The following is a 17334-nucleotide window of genomic DNA, read 5'->3' as shown; positions in this document are numbered from 1 at the left end:
AGCGCGTCGCAATCTTTCAGATCCACCCCTCGCTTTAGGCTTTATTTCCACGCATGTCGTTGTCCGCAAAACCGCTGCACAGTTTTGCGCGACATGCTTTAGTGCGCCTCGTCCCAATTGGTGGCGGCGCGGGCATCGACCCTCAGCGGCACACGCATTTCCAGCGCCGGCATGGTGGCGTTTTCCATGACCGAGACGATGACCGGCATCGCCTTTTTGACATCCTCGTCCTCGACCTCGAAGATGAGTTCGTCGTGCACCTGCAGCAGCATGCGGACGCGATCGGCAAGGCCGACTTCGACAAGCGCCGGCTCTATCTTGATCATCGCCCGGCGAATGACGTCGGCAGCCGAGCCCTGGATCGGCGCGTTGATGGCCGCACGCTCGTTGAAGGCGCGCACGGATGGATTGGAAGAGCGGATTTCGGGATAGTTGATGCGGCGACCGAAGATCGTTTCGACATAACCCTTGTCGCGCGCCATGGCCTTTCGGCTTTCCATATAATCGCGGATGCCGGGGAAACGCTCGAAATACTTCTTAATGTAGTCGCCGGCTTCCGAACGCTCGATCGAAAGCTGATTGGCAAGCCCGAAGGCCGAGATGCCGTAGATGATGCCGAAATTGATCGCCTTGGCGCGGCGGCGCACCTCGCCCGGCATGCCTTCTACCGGCACGCCGAACATTTCTGACGCCGTCATGGCGTGGATGTCGACGCCATCTTCGAAGGCCTTGGTCAGTTGCGGGATCTCTGCCACATGGGCAAGCACGCGCAGTTCGATCTGGCTGTAGTCGGCAGAGATCAGCTTGTGGCCAGGCGTCGAGATGAAGGCGGTGCGGATCTTGCGGCCTTCTGCGGTGCGCACCGGAATGTTCTGCAGGTTCGGCTCGGAGGAGGACAAGCGCCCCGTGGTCGTCGATGCCAGCGAATAGGAAGTGTGGACCCGCTTCGTCTCGGGGTGAACGTAACCCGGAAGCGCGTCGGTATAGGTGGATTTCAGCTTGGTGACCTGGCGCCAGTCGACGATCTTGCGCGGCAGTTCGAAACCGGCGGCGGCCAGATCCTCGAGCACCTGCGCGGAGGTGGACCATTGGCCTGTCTTCGTCTTGCTGCCGCCGGAAAGGCCCATCTTGCCGAACAGGATATCGCCCAGCTGCTTCGGCGAACCGATATTGAAGCGCTCGCCGGCCAGCACGTAGATCTCGTCCTCCAGCCTTGCTGCACCCTGGGCCAGCTCGCCGGAGAGCCGCGACAGGATTTGTCGGTCGACGGTGATGCCGCGCGCTTCCATGCGCGCAAGCACGGGCAACAGCGGCCGCTCCAGCCGTTCATAGACGCTGGTCAGCCCTGCTGCCGCCAGCCGAGGCTTCAGCACCAGCCAGAGGCGCAGCGTCACGTCGGCATCTTCGGCGGCATAGTGGGTGGCGCGGTCGATATCGACCAGATCGAAGGTGACGTTCGCCTTGCCGCTGCCCGCCACGTCCTTGTAGGGGATCGGGGTATGGCCGAGGAATTTTTCCGAGAGCGGGTCCATGCCATGCGCGCCGGTGCCGGCGTCCAGCACGTAGGAGATCAGCATCGTGTCATCGAAACTCCTGGTCTCGATGCCGTAGCGCTTCAACAGCAGGTAGTCGTATTTCAGATTCTGGGCGACCTTGAGAACCGCTTCGTCCTCCAGCAATGCCTTCAGCCGCGGCAGGGCATCGCCCATCGGGATCTGGTTGTCGGCAAGGCCGCCGCCGAGCAGATCGCCGACGCCGTTCTTGTGGACGAGCGGCACATAGGCGGCGCGGATCTTCGTGCCAGTGGGATCGGCCGTATTGTCGGCGATCGCCAGCGAAAAGCCGACAAGTTCGGCCTGCATCGCATCCAGCGACGTGGTCTCGGTATCGAAAGCAACGAGGCCGGTAGCGCGCGCATCGGCGAGCCAGCGGTCGAGCGTCGCCAGGTCGCGGATCGTGACATAGGCCGAATGATCGAAAGGCAGCGTCGCAAAGGCTTCGGCCCGCGCCTTGGCAAGATCGGCGGGCGAAAAGGCGCCTTCCACCGCGGTCTTCGCCTTCGCGCGCGGCGGCACCGGCACGGATTCGCCCGAAACGTCGGGGATGCCGCCCGCGACAGTCTCAGGCTCCGCCGCATCGAGATCCGGGCCGCGGGCCGTCTCACCCCATTCGATGCGGACGATCGCCGGTTCGATGGCGCCGGCATCGCAAGCGCAGGCCTCGGCGACGCGGCGCGTCAGCGTTGTGAATTCCATCGTCTTCAGGAAGCCGATCAGCTTCGGGCCGTTCTGCGGTTCCAGAACCAGCGCGTCGAGATCGAGATCGAGCGGCACATCGGTGCGTAGCCGCACGAGGTCGCGCGAGAGCTTGGCCATGTCGATATTGGCGAGGATCGTCTCGCGGCGCTTGACCTGCTTGATCTCGGTGGCGCGTTCGAGCAGCGTATCGAGATCGCCGTATTCCTCGAGCAGCTGGGCGGCGGTTTTCGGGCCGATGCCGGGAATGCCGGGAACATTGTCGACGGAATCACCGGTCATCGCCTGCAGGTCGATCATTTTTTCCGGCGGCACGCCCCATTTCTCGATGACATCGGGAATGCCGATCTGCTTGTCCTTCATGCTGTCATACATATGGACATTGGGGCTGACGAGCTGCATCAGATCCTTGTCGGAGGAGACGATGGTGACATCGGCGCCGGTCGCTTCGGCCTGGCGGGCATAGGTGGCGATGATGTCGTCGGCCTCGAAGCCTTCGGTCTCAATGCAGGGCAGATTGAAGGCACGGGTCGCCTCTCTTATAAGGCCGAATTGCGGAATGAGCTCTTCCGGCGGCGCGGAGCGGTTCGCCTTATAGGCGTCGTAGAGATCCTTGCGAAACGTCTTGGCGGAATAATCGAAGATGACGGCTAGATGCGTCGGCGTCACACCGACATCGGTATTGCGCGCGTCCCTCAGCAGCTTCCACAGCATGTTGCAGAAACCGGACACGGCGCCGATCGGCAGGCCGTCGGTCTTGCGGGTCAGCGGCGGCAAAGCATGAAACGCCCGGAAGATGAATCCGGAACCATCGACTAGGAAGAGGTGATCGCCTTTTTTCATGCGTGCATGGATAGCGCGGGCATGGGACGAGGTCCATATGGAGTTCGGCATAAAGTTCGGCGCGCGAAAAGGATTATGGCGTTCGGAGCGTCACACAGCGCCGCGCGTCTTTTCGGACGCACAAAGCACGCTGAGCACTTGGCGTTGCTGCATAATTTTATCTTTCCATCGATTCCGATCTGAGGAATTGTGCGGCACGGATTCCGGCTCACCAAACTGTTACCGATTTGTAACCATGGCCCTCCCTTGAAAAACCACATTCTGAGCCACAAATCCATGTCACCGGCGCTTGATTGCGTCGCGGGTCTGATCACCGGCTTGTCCCCCGCCGCGTCAGGCTTGGACAAAGGCCTTATCCCCCTCTCCGGGCCTTTGTCCCCACTTTAAAGTCGCCATGGCCAACCTCCAGGCCATGGCGACTTTTGTTTTTTCGAGGCACTCGAAATTCTGATCACCGCTTGCATGTTTAGGAGCATCGTATGCGATTTGCTGCATTGTCTCCGGCATGGTTTTGAGCCTAACTTGCAATCATGGGATTTAACCGCATGGATTCGGGAGCCTACCTTGCCAGCCAGCTGGCGAAAGGGTTTGCCCGCTCGCTGCACCAGCGCGCGGTTGGGCTCGGTTTTTCTCCGGGCCAGTTCCCCATTCTGCTGGAACTCTGGGCCGAGGACGGGCTGACCCAGAAACAGCTTCTCGAGCGTGTCGATATCGAACAGGCGACCATGGCCAATACGCTTTCGCGCATGGTCCGAGACGGGTTGATCGAACGCCGGCCGCATCCGTCCGACAAGCGGGCGCAACTGCTCTTCCTGACGCCGAAGGCCCGCGCCATGGAGGCCGAGGCGATCGAGACCGCGCGGGAGGCCGACCTTGCGCTGTTTAAAGGTTTTCGGGTTTTCGAGCGCGAGCTGACGCTTGAATATATCCGCCGGCTTCTGGAAAACGCCAAGGCGCTCTGACCCAGATTACTCGCAGGCAAGACGCGTAGGTCGCCACCGCGATATCTGCAGCGCGTCGGCGTCGGCCGTCGGAGACAGGAAGCTTCTGCGGGCGGCGAACTTGATGCTCGGCTCGATATCCGGCTTGCCGAGCAAAAAGCCTTGTACCTGCGCGCAGCCTTCTTCGACGACGATCCGGCGCTGCGTCTCGGTTTCGACGCCCTCCGTCACAACAGGCATGCCGAGACTGTGACCGAGGCCGATGATTGCGCGCACGATCGACCGCGCCGCCGCATCATGCTCCAGCATGCCGGTGAAGCTGCGGTCGACCTTGATCTTGTCGAAAGGGAAGGTTCGCAGGTTGGAAAGGGAGGAATAACCGGTGCCGAAGTCGTCCATGACGATGTGAACTCCCAGACTGCGCAGACGCTGCAGCGTGGTCATCACCCGATCGCGATCACGGAAGAGAGCGGCCTCGGTGATCTCAATTTCCAGCCGATCTGGCGCGAGCCGCGTTTCCTCGAGGATTGTTTCGATTCGCTCGGCCAGGTTCGGCAGCATGAACTGCACCGGCGAGACGTTGACGGCAATCGTCAGCGGATGCGGCCAGCGAGCGGCCTCCGTGCAGGCCTGCTGCAGCACCCATTCCCCAAGTTGGACTATCGACCCGCTTTCCTCGGCGATCGGAATGAAGACGTCCGGCTCGCATATGCCGTGGCCCGGCCGGTTCCAGCGCATCAAGGCCTCGTAACCGCTGATCACGCCGCTATGTGCATCGAGAATTGGCTGATAGCTGACATGGATCTGATGGCGAGTGATGGCGTGGCGCAGTTCGCTTTCGATCAGGCGGCGGGCTCGTGTGGCCTCGTCCATTTCCGCATCGAAAAAACAGGCCTTGCCGCGGCCACCATGCTTGACCCGGTAGAGCGCGATATCAGCGTTGTTGCAGATCTCGTCTGCATCGCTGCCGTCGGCCGGATAAAGGGCGATGCCAAGGCTGACGCCGACGGCGGTAGGGTCGCGTGCCGTATCCATCTCGACGGCGAATTCGTCGAGGATCGCGGCCGCGAGCTTCTGCGCGGCCGCCGGTTGCTGTCCGGCGGGCTGGATGATGGCAAATTCATCGCCGCCGAGGCGGGCGATCGTATCGCTTTCATCAGTCACGCGACGCAGGATAGAGGCGACCTTGCAGAGAATTCGGTCGCCCTCGGCGTGGCCGAAAACGTCATTGACGGTCTTGAAGCGATCGAGATCGATATAGAGGAGGGCAACCTCGCCGTTCTTTCGTTCGGCCATCTGCAGCGCCTGGCGGATGCGCGTGTCGAACAATGATCGGTTCGGAAGATCGGTGAGAACATCGTGGTGGGCGAGATGTTCGATCATTTCCTCGGCCTGTCTGCGCTCGCTGAGATCGCGCACCGCCAGAACGTCGCAATTGTGCCCGCGATAGACGATCCTGCTTGTGTTCACTTCGACGGCGGTCTCCTTGCCGTTCCTGGTGTTGAGCAGCGTCTCGCCGAGCCTGTTCTGTCCCTGGACGGCGCCCAAAACAGCAGAGGGCGCCTTGCCGGCAAGATCGGCAAGCTTCCAGCCGGAGAGTTCCTGGAAACGTTCGTTGGCGTCGATGATCCTGCCTTCCCGCAGAATCAGCAGCCCTTCCTGCGAGGCATTCGCGAGCCCTCTCAGATCCGTCACGTGGCTTTCGATATAGACCACCGCGAGCGCCATCAGAATGAGCGTCGTCGCCGCCACCACGACGATCGCAGCAAGCAGGCTGGCGTCGAGCACCGTTGCCGGAAGCTCTTTGCCGGGATCCGGCACGAGCGTGATGCTAGCCATCGAGATAAAATGGAGCGCGCAGATCGCGAGGACGAAAGTGATCGACGAAGCGAGGAGCCGCCTCGGTCCCTTCAATTCGAAAAAGGCGTGGAAGGCGGCGCTTGACAACAGCGCTCCTGCGAGAACCGCACTCAGCGTCATATAGGGGTCGTAGACGATTGCCGCCTGGGTCTGGATCGCCTGCATGCCGGTCAGATGCATCGCGGCGATGCCGAGCGCCATCAGGACGCCGCCGCGTATGCGCGAAAATCTGCCGCGGCTTTGCGAAGCGACGAGGATCGCGGCCCACGATCCGACAACCGATAGAAGGAAGGATAGCGCCGTTAAACCCAGCTGATAGCTGATCGGCATGCCTCCGTCATAGGCCAGCATCGCGATGAAGTGGGTTGCCCAAACGCCGGTGCCGAAGGCGAAAGCCGAGGCACCGATCCAGAGCTTGCGCCGCCCGGCATCGCATCCTTGGGCGCGGGAAAGCGGCAGCATCGCTGCCATAGCGCCGATCAGGCAAACCGCGGCCGCCGCAAGCACCAGCCGCCAATCGTGATCGTCGCGAATACATGTGATGATCGAAAACATCCGTCCCCCCGAACAGCTGAATTCAATCAGGCTATCGAGGTTGTACTAAATAACTGTAAATTGAATTAGAAACTTCTTCTATAATATCCGGCAATGTTCTTGAACCCGATACTAGATCTGGACGCCTTACGCGCCGCCCATTTTTGCCTTTTCCGCCTCGCCTGCCTTCCTGGTTTGGTCTATCGTCCGGCCGAATTTCAAAAAGGAGTCGAAAGTGACCGATGTACAACAGGTGCTTGCACGCGCGGATCAGAACCTTTCCACGAGTCTCGAACAGCTGTTCGAGCTTCTGCGCATCCAGTCGATTTCCACCGATCCCGCCTATAAAGCCGAATGCCGGAAGGCCGCCGAATGGCTCGTCGCCTATCTCGGGACGCTCGGCTTTACGGCCTCGCTGCGCGATACGCCTGGCCATCCGATGGTGGTCGCCCACCATGCCGGCGCGTCCGCCGATGCGCCGCATGTTCTCTTCTACGGCCATTACGACGTTCAGCCGGTCGATCCGATCGAGCTCTGGGAAAACGACCCGTTCGAGCCATCGGTCAAGGATGTCGGCGAGGGCCGCAAGATCCTGACCGGCCGCGGCACCTCCGACGACAAGGGCCAGTTGATGACCTTCGTCGAGGCTTGCCGCGCCTATAAGGAGATCAACGGCGCGCTTCCCTGCCGCGTCACCATCCTCTTCGAGGGAGAGGAGGAATCCGGCTCGCCGTCCCTGAAGCCCTTCCTCGAAGCCAATGCCGCAGAGCTCAAGGCCGATTATGCGCTGGTCTGCGATACCGGCATGTGGGACCGCGACACACCGGCGATCGCAGCAGCGCTGCGCGGCCTCGTCGGCGAGGAAGTGATCGTGACGGCCGCCGACCGCGACCTGCATTCCGGTCTCTTCGGCGGCGCGGCCGCCAATCCGATCCATATTCTCGTCGAGGCTCTGGCCGGCCTGCATGACGAGACGGGCCGCATCACGCTCCACGGCTTCTATGATGGCGTCGAGGAAACGCCTGACAACATCAAAGCGTCATGGGAGACGCTCGGCAAGACCGCGGAGAGCTTCCTCGGCGAAGTCGGCCTTTCCATTCCATCCGGTGAAAAGGGCCGCTCGGTGCTGGAACTCACCTGGGCGCGGCCGACCGCCGAAATCAACGGCATCTGGGGCGGATATACCGGCGAAGGCTTCAAGACGGTGATCGCCGCCAAGGCTTCGGCGAAGGTTTCGTTCCGCCTCGTCGGCACGCAGGATCCGGCCGCCATTCGCGAGGCCTTCCGCAGCTATATCAGTGCGAAGATTCCCGCCGATTGCTCGGTCGAGTTCCATCCGCATGGCGGCTCGCCGGCGATCCATCTTTCCTATGATTCGCCTGTTCTCACCAAGGCGAAGAACGCGCTTTCCGACGAGTGGCCGAAGCCCGCCATCGTCATCGGGATGGGTGGGTCGATCCCGATCGTCGGAGATTTCCAGAAGATGCTCGGCATGGAATCGCTGCTCGTCGGCTTCGGCCTCAGCGACGATCGCATCCACTCGCCGAACGAGAAATACGAGCTCGTCTCCTACCACAAAGGCATTCGCTCCTGGGTGCGGATTCTTCAGGCGCTCGCTGCCTGAGGGAAAGTCGCGCCTTCAAACCAGGATGCGCCATGCGAAAATCGCGACAACAAAAAGGCCGGTTCGACCCGGCCTTTCGTCATCCGCTCACCTCAGTGCCAGTTCATCCGTGGTCAAGGAGCAAGCGGGTATTGCAACGAGATTGCCGCCGAAAGGTTAACGAACCGTTAACAAAGCCCGAAAGCACCACGCGCGGCTCCAAGGCGCTGACAGACATTTGCCGTTCAAGCTGCGTTCATCGCGCGCGACATATAAGCCATTGAAAGATAAGACGAATGCTAACGCCATGACACCTGTGGCGATCGCTCTATCTTTTGTTTCAATGGCATATGCCAAGGAAACGCGGCCAAGCGCCGCCTGAAAAACGTGCCAACAAGGACTGAGAAGCGTGAAAAATCTCTTTGTTAAAATCGCGGCCGCCGGCATGCTTATGCTGGCTCCCGCCGTAGCGCAGGCTGCCGAGGGCTACTCAACGGCGAATGTCAACATGCGTGCGGGTCCGAGCACCCGTTATCCTGCCGTCGCGGTCATCCCAGCCGGTTCTTCCGTCGAGATCCGCGGATGCCTTTCCGACGTCAACTGGTGCGACGTCGAGTTCTACGGCGGCCGCGGCTGGGTTTCCGGCCAGTATGTGCAGGCCCTCTACCAGCAGCGCCGCGTCTATGTCGGCCCGCAATATTACCGTCCGCTCGGCATTCCGATGATTCGCTTCAGCGTCGACAATTATTGGGACCGCTATTACCGCAACCGCGATTTCTATCGCGACCGTGACCGCTGGAGCCGCGGCCCGGATTATTACTACCGCGACCGCGACAATCGGGATCGCGACCGCGATCGGGATAACCGGGATCGCGACCGGGACTGGCGTGAGCGGGATCGCGACCGAGATGGGCGCGACCGAGATCGTGACTGGCGCGACGACAATCAACGGGGCGATCAGCAAAGGGACGATCGGCAAAGAGGCGACCGGCAAAGAGGTGACCGGCAAGGGGACGACCGCAGGGGCGATGACCGCAGGCCAGACCGCAGGGATTTTGATTGCCGCCCCGGCGATCCCAGCTGCGCCGAATGAAACAGAAAGGGGACGGCAGCGCCGTCCTCTTCCGAGGTTTGCCAAGGGCAAACACCCAAGAAAAAGCCCGGCGCTCCCTTGGGGGGATGCACCGGGCCTGATGTCGATCGGCGCGCGTTGAGGGGAGACGGCCGATCATTCGCGGGACGTGAGGGGCTGTCCCGCTTCTTCATAAACAATCGCGAAGCCTATTGGTTCCGCCTGCTGCATAATTCCTTGAAACGGACCCGATTTGAGGAACACTATGCGGCAATTCAATGTGTTACAGCCTTCTTTATGTCTCTCGAAAAGACGCGCTGCACTGAAAAATGCGTCGTATCATCAGTGATTCACGTGACGCACTTCAGGTCTTTTTTTCATGAGGCGTGCAGCTTGGCCGGCGAGCGCTAGACAGGAGCCGCCGGGGAAGCATCGATTCTCGAATACGGTCACCGACAATTTGATGTGAGGCCACCGCGATGCTCTTGTTTTGCGGGATGCTTTATTGCATTTTTGTGAAGTTGCGGATCGATCTTGATCCGTTCGAGGCTGGACCCTGATGACACAAGACTACCTGGCTTTCTTCGGGCTTTTCGGCCCTCGGGCAGCCGCCACAGATGTTACCGTTTGGCATAAACACAACCCCATCCTGCCTGTGCGTCTCACCGATGGGGCGAGCCTCAACCCTTCCGGCCAGATCTGGCGCCGCTTTCATCTTGGCGAGTGGGAATATAAGCAGGACCCGGAAACGCTCGACGATTACGAAGCCCGCCAGTTCTGAAGGCCAGTGCTGCCGCCCGGCGCGATCTGTTTTACTTTCCATTCTTAACACCCCGTTAAATCGCCGCATTTACAGTTCAGTCGGATGATCACGGCGGCACTCAAAGTGCTCCAGCGTCCTTTGCGCGTCTGAAAAGACGCGCGGCGCTGGAGAAGGGCACCGTTATGCGAAGCTGGCTTCGCGATCGAACATGGGGTGTGACCGGTCCGCGATGGCAGGCAGAGGCAGATCAGGCGACAGAATAGAACCCTCCTTCAGCGGCCGGCCGGCACGCGACGATGACGAATTCTCGCTCGATGCCGACGATCGCATTGCCGGAGGCCGATCTCCGTGCCGCGGCGGCTCGAAACCCCCGCCGCAGCGTGCCGCCCCCCGGCGGCGGCGCGAGACGCGGGAGCGCGAAGGCGGCGGGTTTTTCGGCTTTATGCGCCGCATGGTCTACTGGTGCGTCGTGCTTTTCATCTGGGCCGGCATCGGCGTTGCCGGGCTCGTGGTCTATTATGGCTCGCGCATGCCGAGCGCCAGTACATGGGCGATCCCGGAGCGGCCGCCAAACGTCAAGATCACCGCCGTCGACGGCAGCGTCATCGCCAATCGCGGCGCCACCGGCGGCGAGGCGCTGTCGCTCGAAAACATGTCGCCCTATATTCCGGAAGCCGTCATCGCCATCGAGGATCGGCGTTTCTATTCGCATTTCGGCGTCGATCCGCTCGGCCTCGGCCGGGCGATCGTGACCAATCTCACGGCTGGCCACATGGTCCAGGGTGGCTCGACGCTGACGCAGCAGCTTGCCAAGAACCTCTTCCTCTCTCCTGAAAGGACGCTGGAACGCAAGGTGCAGGAGGTGCTGCTCTCGCTCTGGCTGGAGCAGAAATACACCAAGGACCAGATCCTTGCCATGTATCTCAACCGGGTGTTCTTCGGATCGAACGCCTACGGCGTCGAGGCGGCCTCGCGCCGCTACTTCAACAAATCGGCGCGTGACGTGAACCTCGGCGAGGCAGCGGTGCTGGCCGGCCTGCTCAAGGCGCCGTCGCGGCTTTCGCCGGCCCGCGATGCGGAAGCGGCGAATGCACGCGCCCAGCTCGTGCTCGCGGCGATGCGCGAACAGGGCTTCATCACCGATTCCGAGGTCAAGACGGCGATGTCGCAGACCCCGGCTTCGGCCAAGAGTTACTGGTCGGGCGCCGGTCACTATGTCGCCGACATGGTAATGGACCAGCTGCCAAGCCTGATCGGCGACGTCAAGGAAGACGTCATCGTCGATACGACCATCGACAAGTCGCTGGAAAAGAAGGCCGAGCAATCGCTGGTCGACGTGCTCGACAAGGAGGGCGGCAAGGTCGACGCCTCGCAGGCGGCCCTCGTCTCGATCGACGGCACCGGCGCGATCCGAGCGCTCGTCGGCGGCAGGGATTATGCGACGAGCCAGTTCAACCGCGCCGTCAAGGCCAAACGCCAGCCGGGTTCCTCGTTCAAGCCTTTCGTCTATGCCGCAGCACTGGAGAAGGGGCTGACGCCCTATTCGGTGTTCAACGACGCGCCGATCCGGATCGGCGACTGGACGCCCGAAAATTACGAGAAGAAATACAATGGCGAAGTGACGCTGGCGACCGCGCTTGCCAAGTCGCTGAACACGGTGGCCGCCCAGCTGGTGATGTATGACGGGCCGGATCAGGTGATCAAGCTTGCCCACCGGCTCGGCATCGAAAGCGAGCTGCAGCCGAACGCCTCGATCGCGCTCGGCACGTCCGAGGTGTCGCTGATGGAACTCACCGCCTCCTATGCCGCCTTCATGAACGGCGGCTACAAGGCGACGCCGCACGTCATCCGCCGGGTGACGACGGCCGAGGGCAAGGTTCTCTACGAAAATACCTATGACAGCCCGCCGCGCGTGCTCTCCGAGCAGATCGTCGCCCAGATGGATGCGATGATGATGGGCGTCATCGACAACGGCACCGGCAAGAGCGCCAAGATCCCCGGCTGGCAGGCGGCGGGAAAGACCGGCACGACGCAGAATTCGCGCGACGCGCTCTTCGTCGGCTTCACCAGCAACCTCACCACCGGGGTCTGGTTCGGCAATGACGACGGCAAGCCGATGAAGAAGGTGACTGGCGGCGGCTTGCCCGCCAAGGCCTGGAAGGAATTCATGATCGCCGCCCACAAGGGTCTTTCGCCGGCACCGCTCTTCGGCAACGGCCAGTTGATCGCCGATCCGAACAATGGTCAGCCGATGGCGCAGGCAGCCCCTGGTGATGGACAAGCGGGCGATGGGCAGTTGGGCAGCGGGCAGCCGATGACGGCCGAGGCGCCGCCTTCGACGATCGGCGGCATCATTTCCGGCGTCTTCGGCGGAGACGACAATGCAAATCGCTATCCGCAAGCGCCTGTCCGGCAGCAGGCGGCAAGCTCCGGCAATGGCCCGGTTCCGCCCGCAGACATTGCCGAAGGCGGCGGTTCGGGCTATGAGGGCGTGGTGCCACCGGGGGATGTCGGGGGGGCGCAGACAACCTCTTCCGTCCAGCCGCGGCGCACGACGCTGCTCGATCTGATCATGGGCCAGTGAGATCTTTGCTGCATGTCCAACACAAGCCCGTTGCTCTAAAGCGCATCGCGATCTTTCAGAGTCGCTTCTCGCGCTTTAGGTCTTTGTTTTACGCATGTCGTTGTCGCAAAACGGCTGCACAGTTTTGCGCGACATGCTCTAAAAATCGGCCGCTTTCCGGACATGGGGCGACCTCTTTCCCGGCTACCGTCAAAATTGAACGCAACACATTCGTTTTGCTGGATTCCGGGGCATTTCTCGCCTTGCAGTCCAGAAAACCGCTCCTTATATACGCCGCATCACCGCAATCACGATTGCGTAATCTCAAGTAGACCCATCCCGTAAGGGGCTGTCAGGGAAATGCCTTCTCGGGGTTCCGACAGCTTGCTTCAAGGAGAGAATGACATGGCAAAAGTAATTGGTATCGACCTTGGAACGACGAATTCCTGCGTCGCAGTCATGGACGGCAAGGACGCGAAGGTTATCGAGAATGCGGAAGGTGCGCGTACGACCCCTTCCATGGTGGCATTTTCCGATGATGGCGAACGCCTCGTCGGCCAGCCGGCCAAGCGCCAGGCAGTCACCAACCCGACGAATACGCTCTTTGCTGTCAAGCGCCTGATCGGCCGCCGCTACGAAGATCCGACCGTCGAGAAGGACAAGCATCTCGTTCCCTTCACCATCGTCAAGGGCGACAATGGCGACGCCTGGGTCGAAGCCAATGGCAAGGGCTACTCGCCCGCACAGATTTCCGCGATGATCCTTCAGAAGATGAAGGAAACCGCCGAATCCTATCTCGGCGAGAAGGTCGAGAAGGCCGTCATCACCGTTCCCGCCTACTTCAACGACGCGCAGCGCCAGGCAACTAAGGATGCCGGCCGCATCGCCGGTCTTGAAGTCCTGCGCATCATCAACGAGCCGACTGCTGCAGCGCTCGCTTACGGTCTCGACAAGAAAGAAGGCAAGACGATTGCCGTCTACGACCTTGGCGGCGGCACCTTCGATATTTCGATCCTCGAGATCGGTGACGGCGTCTTCGAAGTGAAGTCCACCAACGGCGATACCTTCCTCGGCGGTGAAGACTTCGACATGCGTCTCGTCGAATATCTCGTTGCCGAGTTCAAGAGGGACAACGGCATCGACCTGAAGAACGACAAGCTTGCCCTGCAGCGCCTCAAGGAAGCTGCGGAAAAGGCAAAGATCGAGCTTTCGTCCTCGCAGCAGACCGAAATCAACCTGCCGTTCATCACGGCCGACGCCTCCGGCCCGAAGCATCTGACGTTGAAGCTGACCCGCGCCAAGCTCGAAAGCCTGGTCGACGATCTCGTCCAGCGCACGATCGCGCCATGCAAGGCAGCGCTCAAGGATGCCGGCGTCACCGCTGCCGAAATCGACGAAGTGGTTCTCGTCGGCGGCATGAGCCGCATGCCGAAGGTACAGGAAGTCGTCAAGCAGCTGTTCGGCAAGGAGCCGCACAAGGGCGTCAACCCGGATGAAGTGGTGGCCCTTGGCGCCGCCATCCAGGCCGGCGTTCTGCAGGGCGACGTCAAGGACGTCCTGCTGCTCGACGTGACGCCGCTGTCGCTCGGCATCGAGACGCTCGGCGGTGTCTTCACCCGCCTGATCGAACGCAACACGACGATCCCGACGAAGAAGAGCCAGACGTTTTCGACCGCCGAAGACAACCAGCAGGCTGTGACCATCCGCGTTTCGCAGGGCGAGCGTGAAATGGCTGCCGACAACAAGTTGCTCGGCCAGTTCGACCTCGTCGGTCTGCCGCCGTCGCCGCGTGGCATGCCGCAGATCGAAGTCACCTTCGATATCGATGCCAACGGCATCGTGCAGGTTTCGGCCAAGGACAAGGGCACCGGCAAGGAACAGCAGATCCGCATCCAGGCTTCCGGCGGTCTTTCCGACGCCGACATCGAGAAGATGGTGAAGGATGCCGAAGCCCATGCCACCGAGGACAAGAAGCGCCGCGAGGCCGTCGAAGCCCGGAACCAGGCCGAAAGCCTGATCCATTCCACGGAAAAGTCGCTGAAGGATTATGGCGACAAGGTTTCCGAGGCCGACCGCACCGCGATCTCGGATGCGATTGCCGCACTGAAGACGGCGTCGGAAGCATCCGAGCCCGATGCCGACGACATCAAGGCCAAGACCCAGACGCTGATGGAAGTGTCGATGAAGCTCGGTCAGGCGATCTATGAAGCACAGCAGGCCGAAGGCGGCGCTGCTGGCGATGCCTCCGCGGAAGGCGGCGACAACGTCGTCGATGCCGACTACGAGGAAATCAAGGACGACGACCGCAAGAAGTCCGCGTAATCCGCGACGGCGTGGTTATGCTTCAACATCTGATCCGGCTGCTCACCATGGCAGCCGGAAATCCATTTCCGGGGTTTAATCCTTAATGGCAAAAGCGGACTTTTACGAAACTCTGGGTGTAGCCAAGTCGGCGGACGAGAAAGAGCTGAAAAGCGCCTTTCGCAAACTGGCGATGAAATACCATCCGGACAAGAACCCGGATGACAAGGACGCCGAACGGAAGTTCAAGGAAATCAACGAAGCCTACGAGATGCTCAAGGACCCGCAGAAGCGGGCGGCCTATGATCGCTATGGTCATGCGGCCTTCGAGCATGGCGGCATGGGCGGCGGTGGCGGTGGATTTGCCGGCGGCGGTTTCTCCGACATTTTCGAGGATATCTTCGGCGAGATGATGGGTGGAGGGCGCGCGCGCCAGCGCTCGTCGGGCGGCCGCGAACGCGGCGCCGATCTTCGCTACAACATGGAAATAACGCTGGAGGAGTCTTTCTCCGGCAAGACGGCGCAGATCCGCGTTCCGACGTCGATCACCTGCGACGTCTGTTCGGGTTCAGGCGCCAAACCCGGCACGCAGCCGAAGAACTGCGGCACCTGCCAGGGAACGGGGCGCGTGCGCGCGGCACAGGGCTTCTTCTCGATCGAGCGGACCTGCCCGACCTGCCACGGCCGCGGCCAGATCATTCCCGATCCCTGCCCGAAGTGCCACGGCCAGGGCCGGGTGACGGAAGAGCGTTCGCTCTCGGTCAATATTCCCGCCGGCATCGAGGACGGCACCCGCATCCGGCTGCAGGGCGAAGGCGAGGCCGGCGCCCGCGGCGGACCGGCAGGCGACCTCTATATCTTCCTGTCCGTCAAACCGCATGAATTCTACCAGCGCGACGGAGCCGATCTCTATTGCGCCGTTCCGATCTCGATGACGACGGCCGCGCTCGGTGGCACCTTCGACGTGGCGACGCTCGACGGCACCAAGTCGCGCGTCACCGTGCCCGAGGGCACCCAGGTCGGCAAACAGTTCCGCCTCAAGGGCAAGGGCATGCCGGTGTTGCGTTCGGTGCAGACGGGCGACCTCTACATTCAGATCCAGATCGAAACGCCGCAAAAGCTTACCAAGCGCCAGCGCGAACTGCTTCAGGAATTCGAGCAGCTTTCCTCCAAGGAGAATAATCCCGAATCGACCGGCTTCTTTGCCCGCATGAAGGAATTCTTCGAAGGCTGAGCTGCGATCGACATGCCCATTACGAAAGCCGGGGACGGAAACGTCTCCGGCTTTTTTGTTGCGCGAGTCCCAATTTGCGACATTCGCCGTCCATACCGGCGAATCTGTCCCGGATCGATACGGCAGCGGGCGGGACGACGACTTGCGTTAACGCAGCCAGATGATGCCGCTTGCAAGTTTTCCAAATGAATTCAGTCTCTGCCGTCAGTGCATGACCCCGAGAATCGGAATCGATTTTCGGGTCATGCACCAAATCAAAGTGATAGAGCGCCCTTAGCGCGGCGCTCTAGCGAGGGACAACCAAACCAAGGGTATCGACCATGGCGCCAGCCTTTTCCTCTCAGTCCGAAGACGTCGACGTTCTCGCCGGCGCCATCTACACATGGTGCGCCGAGCGCAACATCAAGCTTCGCAGCCAGCAAGGCCTTTCCATCGCCAGCATCGCGATCGACCTCTATCATGCCGGCCACCAGACGCAGGACGATCTGCTGATGGCGCTGCACGAATGCGAGATTCACTGAAGCGCGCGGCATCGAACCTGAATCAGGCGGTCTGCTTCCGATCTTTGTCCTGATGCACGTCATCTCCCAATACCGCTGCACACCCGCATGTGTCCGGAAATCATCCAGACCTTGAATAGGTCGTGCTTTTCCGTGGGAACCGTGATTGCTGCGGTGGAATCAGGCGGCGGTTTCGGCCGCTTCGCCCGTCATGAGGGTGACGATGGTCTTGACCGCTTCCTTGCCTGCCGGTGAGTTCAGCTTGTCGTAGCTCAGCGCAAGCGCATAGGCGTCGGGGCTGAGTTCGACACGGCTCCCGAAGGGTGACATGCCGGCACCCTCGAAGAGAGCAGAGATCTCGACGTCGAGAAAAACCGCGATCTGATGCAGCTTGCTGGCGGAAACGCGGTTCGTCCCCTTTTCGTATTTCTGGATCTGCTGGAAAGTCAGTCCGAGTGCTTCGCCAAGTTCGAGCTGGGAAACACGGCGAAGGGCGCGAAACTGTCTGACGTTGCGACCGACGATAATATCAACCGGATCTGGCACTTCATTACTCTCTTATACATAAACGGTCCGTTTACCATATCGCTTGCATCGAATAACTCAACCCTGCAGTTGCAAAATTCAACCAACTTTTTTTGGGCTTTATGTCACGTTAGTAGCGTTAGAGGATGGCGGCAAACCCTGAATATCCGGAGCTGGAAGACATTGGCAGTGACTGTCGACGGTATCGGTTTGGCGATGTCAGGCCATCTCCGATGGTTGTATTTTTAACCGAATTTCGAAAGTCCATGGCTGCCGTTCCATGGGGAGGATGTCGGACACAAGGACTTCGGTCACGGGATCATCTGGAATATATCTCCTG

The 17334-nt window shown here is 60.8% G+C and carries 11 protein-coding genes; 8 read left to right on the top strand and 3 right to left on the bottom strand.

Annotated features, from left to right (window positions below):
- Positions 1 to 98: 98 nt before the first annotated feature.
- Positions 99 to 3098 (bottom strand): DNA polymerase I, encoded by a 3000-nt coding sequence (gene polA / locus B5P46_RS32475; RefSeq protein ID WP_129422296.1) that lies wholly within the window; start codon positions 3096 to 3098, stop codon positions 99 to 101.
- A 545-nt stretch (positions 3099 to 3643) separates the two neighbouring features.
- Here polA and B5P46_RS32465 point away from each other — a divergent pair.
- Positions 3644 to 4060, top strand: a complete 417-nt coding sequence (locus B5P46_RS32465) for a MarR family winged helix-turn-helix transcriptional regulator (protein ID WP_003583451.1) — start codon at positions 3644 to 3646, stop codon at positions 4058 to 4060.
- Positions 4061 to 4066: 6 nt separating this feature from the next.
- On the opposite strand, the gene B5P46_RS32460 is transcribed toward B5P46_RS32465, so the two are convergent.
- Positions 4067 to 6454 carry a bifunctional diguanylate cyclase/phosphodiesterase gene (locus tag B5P46_RS32460; protein WP_129422295.1) on the bottom strand — a complete coding sequence of 796 codons (2388 nt, stop codon included), beginning with the start codon at positions 6452 to 6454 and terminating at the stop codon, positions 4067 to 4069.
- 214 nt (positions 6455 to 6668) lie between these two features.
- Here B5P46_RS32460 and B5P46_RS32455 point away from each other — a divergent pair, with 214 nt between their 5' ends.
- The 7 genes from B5P46_RS32455 (at position 6669) to B5P46_RS32425 (ending at position 16490) form a co-directional block, all read left to right on the top strand.
- Positions 6669 to 8057: a dipeptidase gene (locus B5P46_RS32455; RefSeq protein WP_129422294.1), complete on the top strand. Its 1389-nt coding sequence runs from the start codon at positions 6669 to 6671 to the stop codon at positions 8055 to 8057.
- A 388-nt stretch (positions 8058 to 8445) separates the two neighbouring features.
- The gene (locus B5P46_RS32450; RefSeq protein WP_129422293.1) at positions 8446 to 9129 is read left to right on the top strand and encodes an SH3 domain-containing protein; all 684 of its coding nucleotides are present in this window, start codon (positions 8446 to 8448) and stop codon (positions 9127 to 9129) included.
- Positions 9130 to 9667: 538 nt separating this feature from the next.
- Complete coding sequence (locus B5P46_RS32445) at positions 9668 to 9889, top strand: hypothetical protein (RefSeq protein WP_129422292.1); 222 nt, start codon at positions 9668 to 9670, stop codon at positions 9887 to 9889.
- Positions 9890 to 10100: 211 nt separating this feature from the next.
- A complete protein-coding gene (locus B5P46_RS32440; RefSeq protein WP_129422291.1) occupies positions 10101 to 12455 on the top strand; it encodes a transglycosylase domain-containing protein in 2355 nt (784 codons plus the stop codon).
- A 384-nt stretch (positions 12456 to 12839) separates the two neighbouring features.
- On the top strand, positions 12840 to 14756 hold the full coding sequence (gene dnaK / locus B5P46_RS32435; RefSeq protein WP_129422290.1) for a molecular chaperone DnaK: 1917 nt from the start codon (positions 12840 to 12842) through the stop codon (positions 14754 to 14756).
- Between the two features lie 85 nt (positions 14757 to 14841).
- Positions 14842 to 15969, top strand: a complete 1128-nt coding sequence (gene dnaJ, locus B5P46_RS32430; protein WP_011649969.1) for a molecular chaperone DnaJ — start codon at positions 14842 to 14844, stop codon at positions 15967 to 15969.
- Between the two features lie 320 nt (positions 15970 to 16289).
- Complete coding sequence (locus tag B5P46_RS32425) at positions 16290 to 16490, top strand: hypothetical protein (RefSeq protein ID WP_003544370.1); 201 nt, start codon at positions 16290 to 16292, stop codon at positions 16488 to 16490.
- 159 nt (positions 16491 to 16649) lie between these two features.
- On the opposite strand, the gene B5P46_RS32420 is transcribed toward B5P46_RS32425, so the two are convergent.
- Entirely contained in the window at positions 16650 to 17015 is a 366-nt protein-coding gene (locus B5P46_RS32420; protein ID WP_129422289.1) for a helix-turn-helix domain-containing protein, read from the bottom strand.
- Positions 17016 to 17334 lie beyond the last annotated feature (319 nt).

It is taken from the genome of Rhizobium leguminosarum (genome assembly GCF_004123835.1).
GTDB lineage: Bacteria > Pseudomonadota > Alphaproteobacteria > Rhizobiales > Rhizobiaceae > Rhizobium > Rhizobium leguminosarum_M.
The sequence above is the reverse complement of the archived record's forward strand: the minus strand, read 5'-3'. Positions and strand labels throughout refer to the sequence as shown.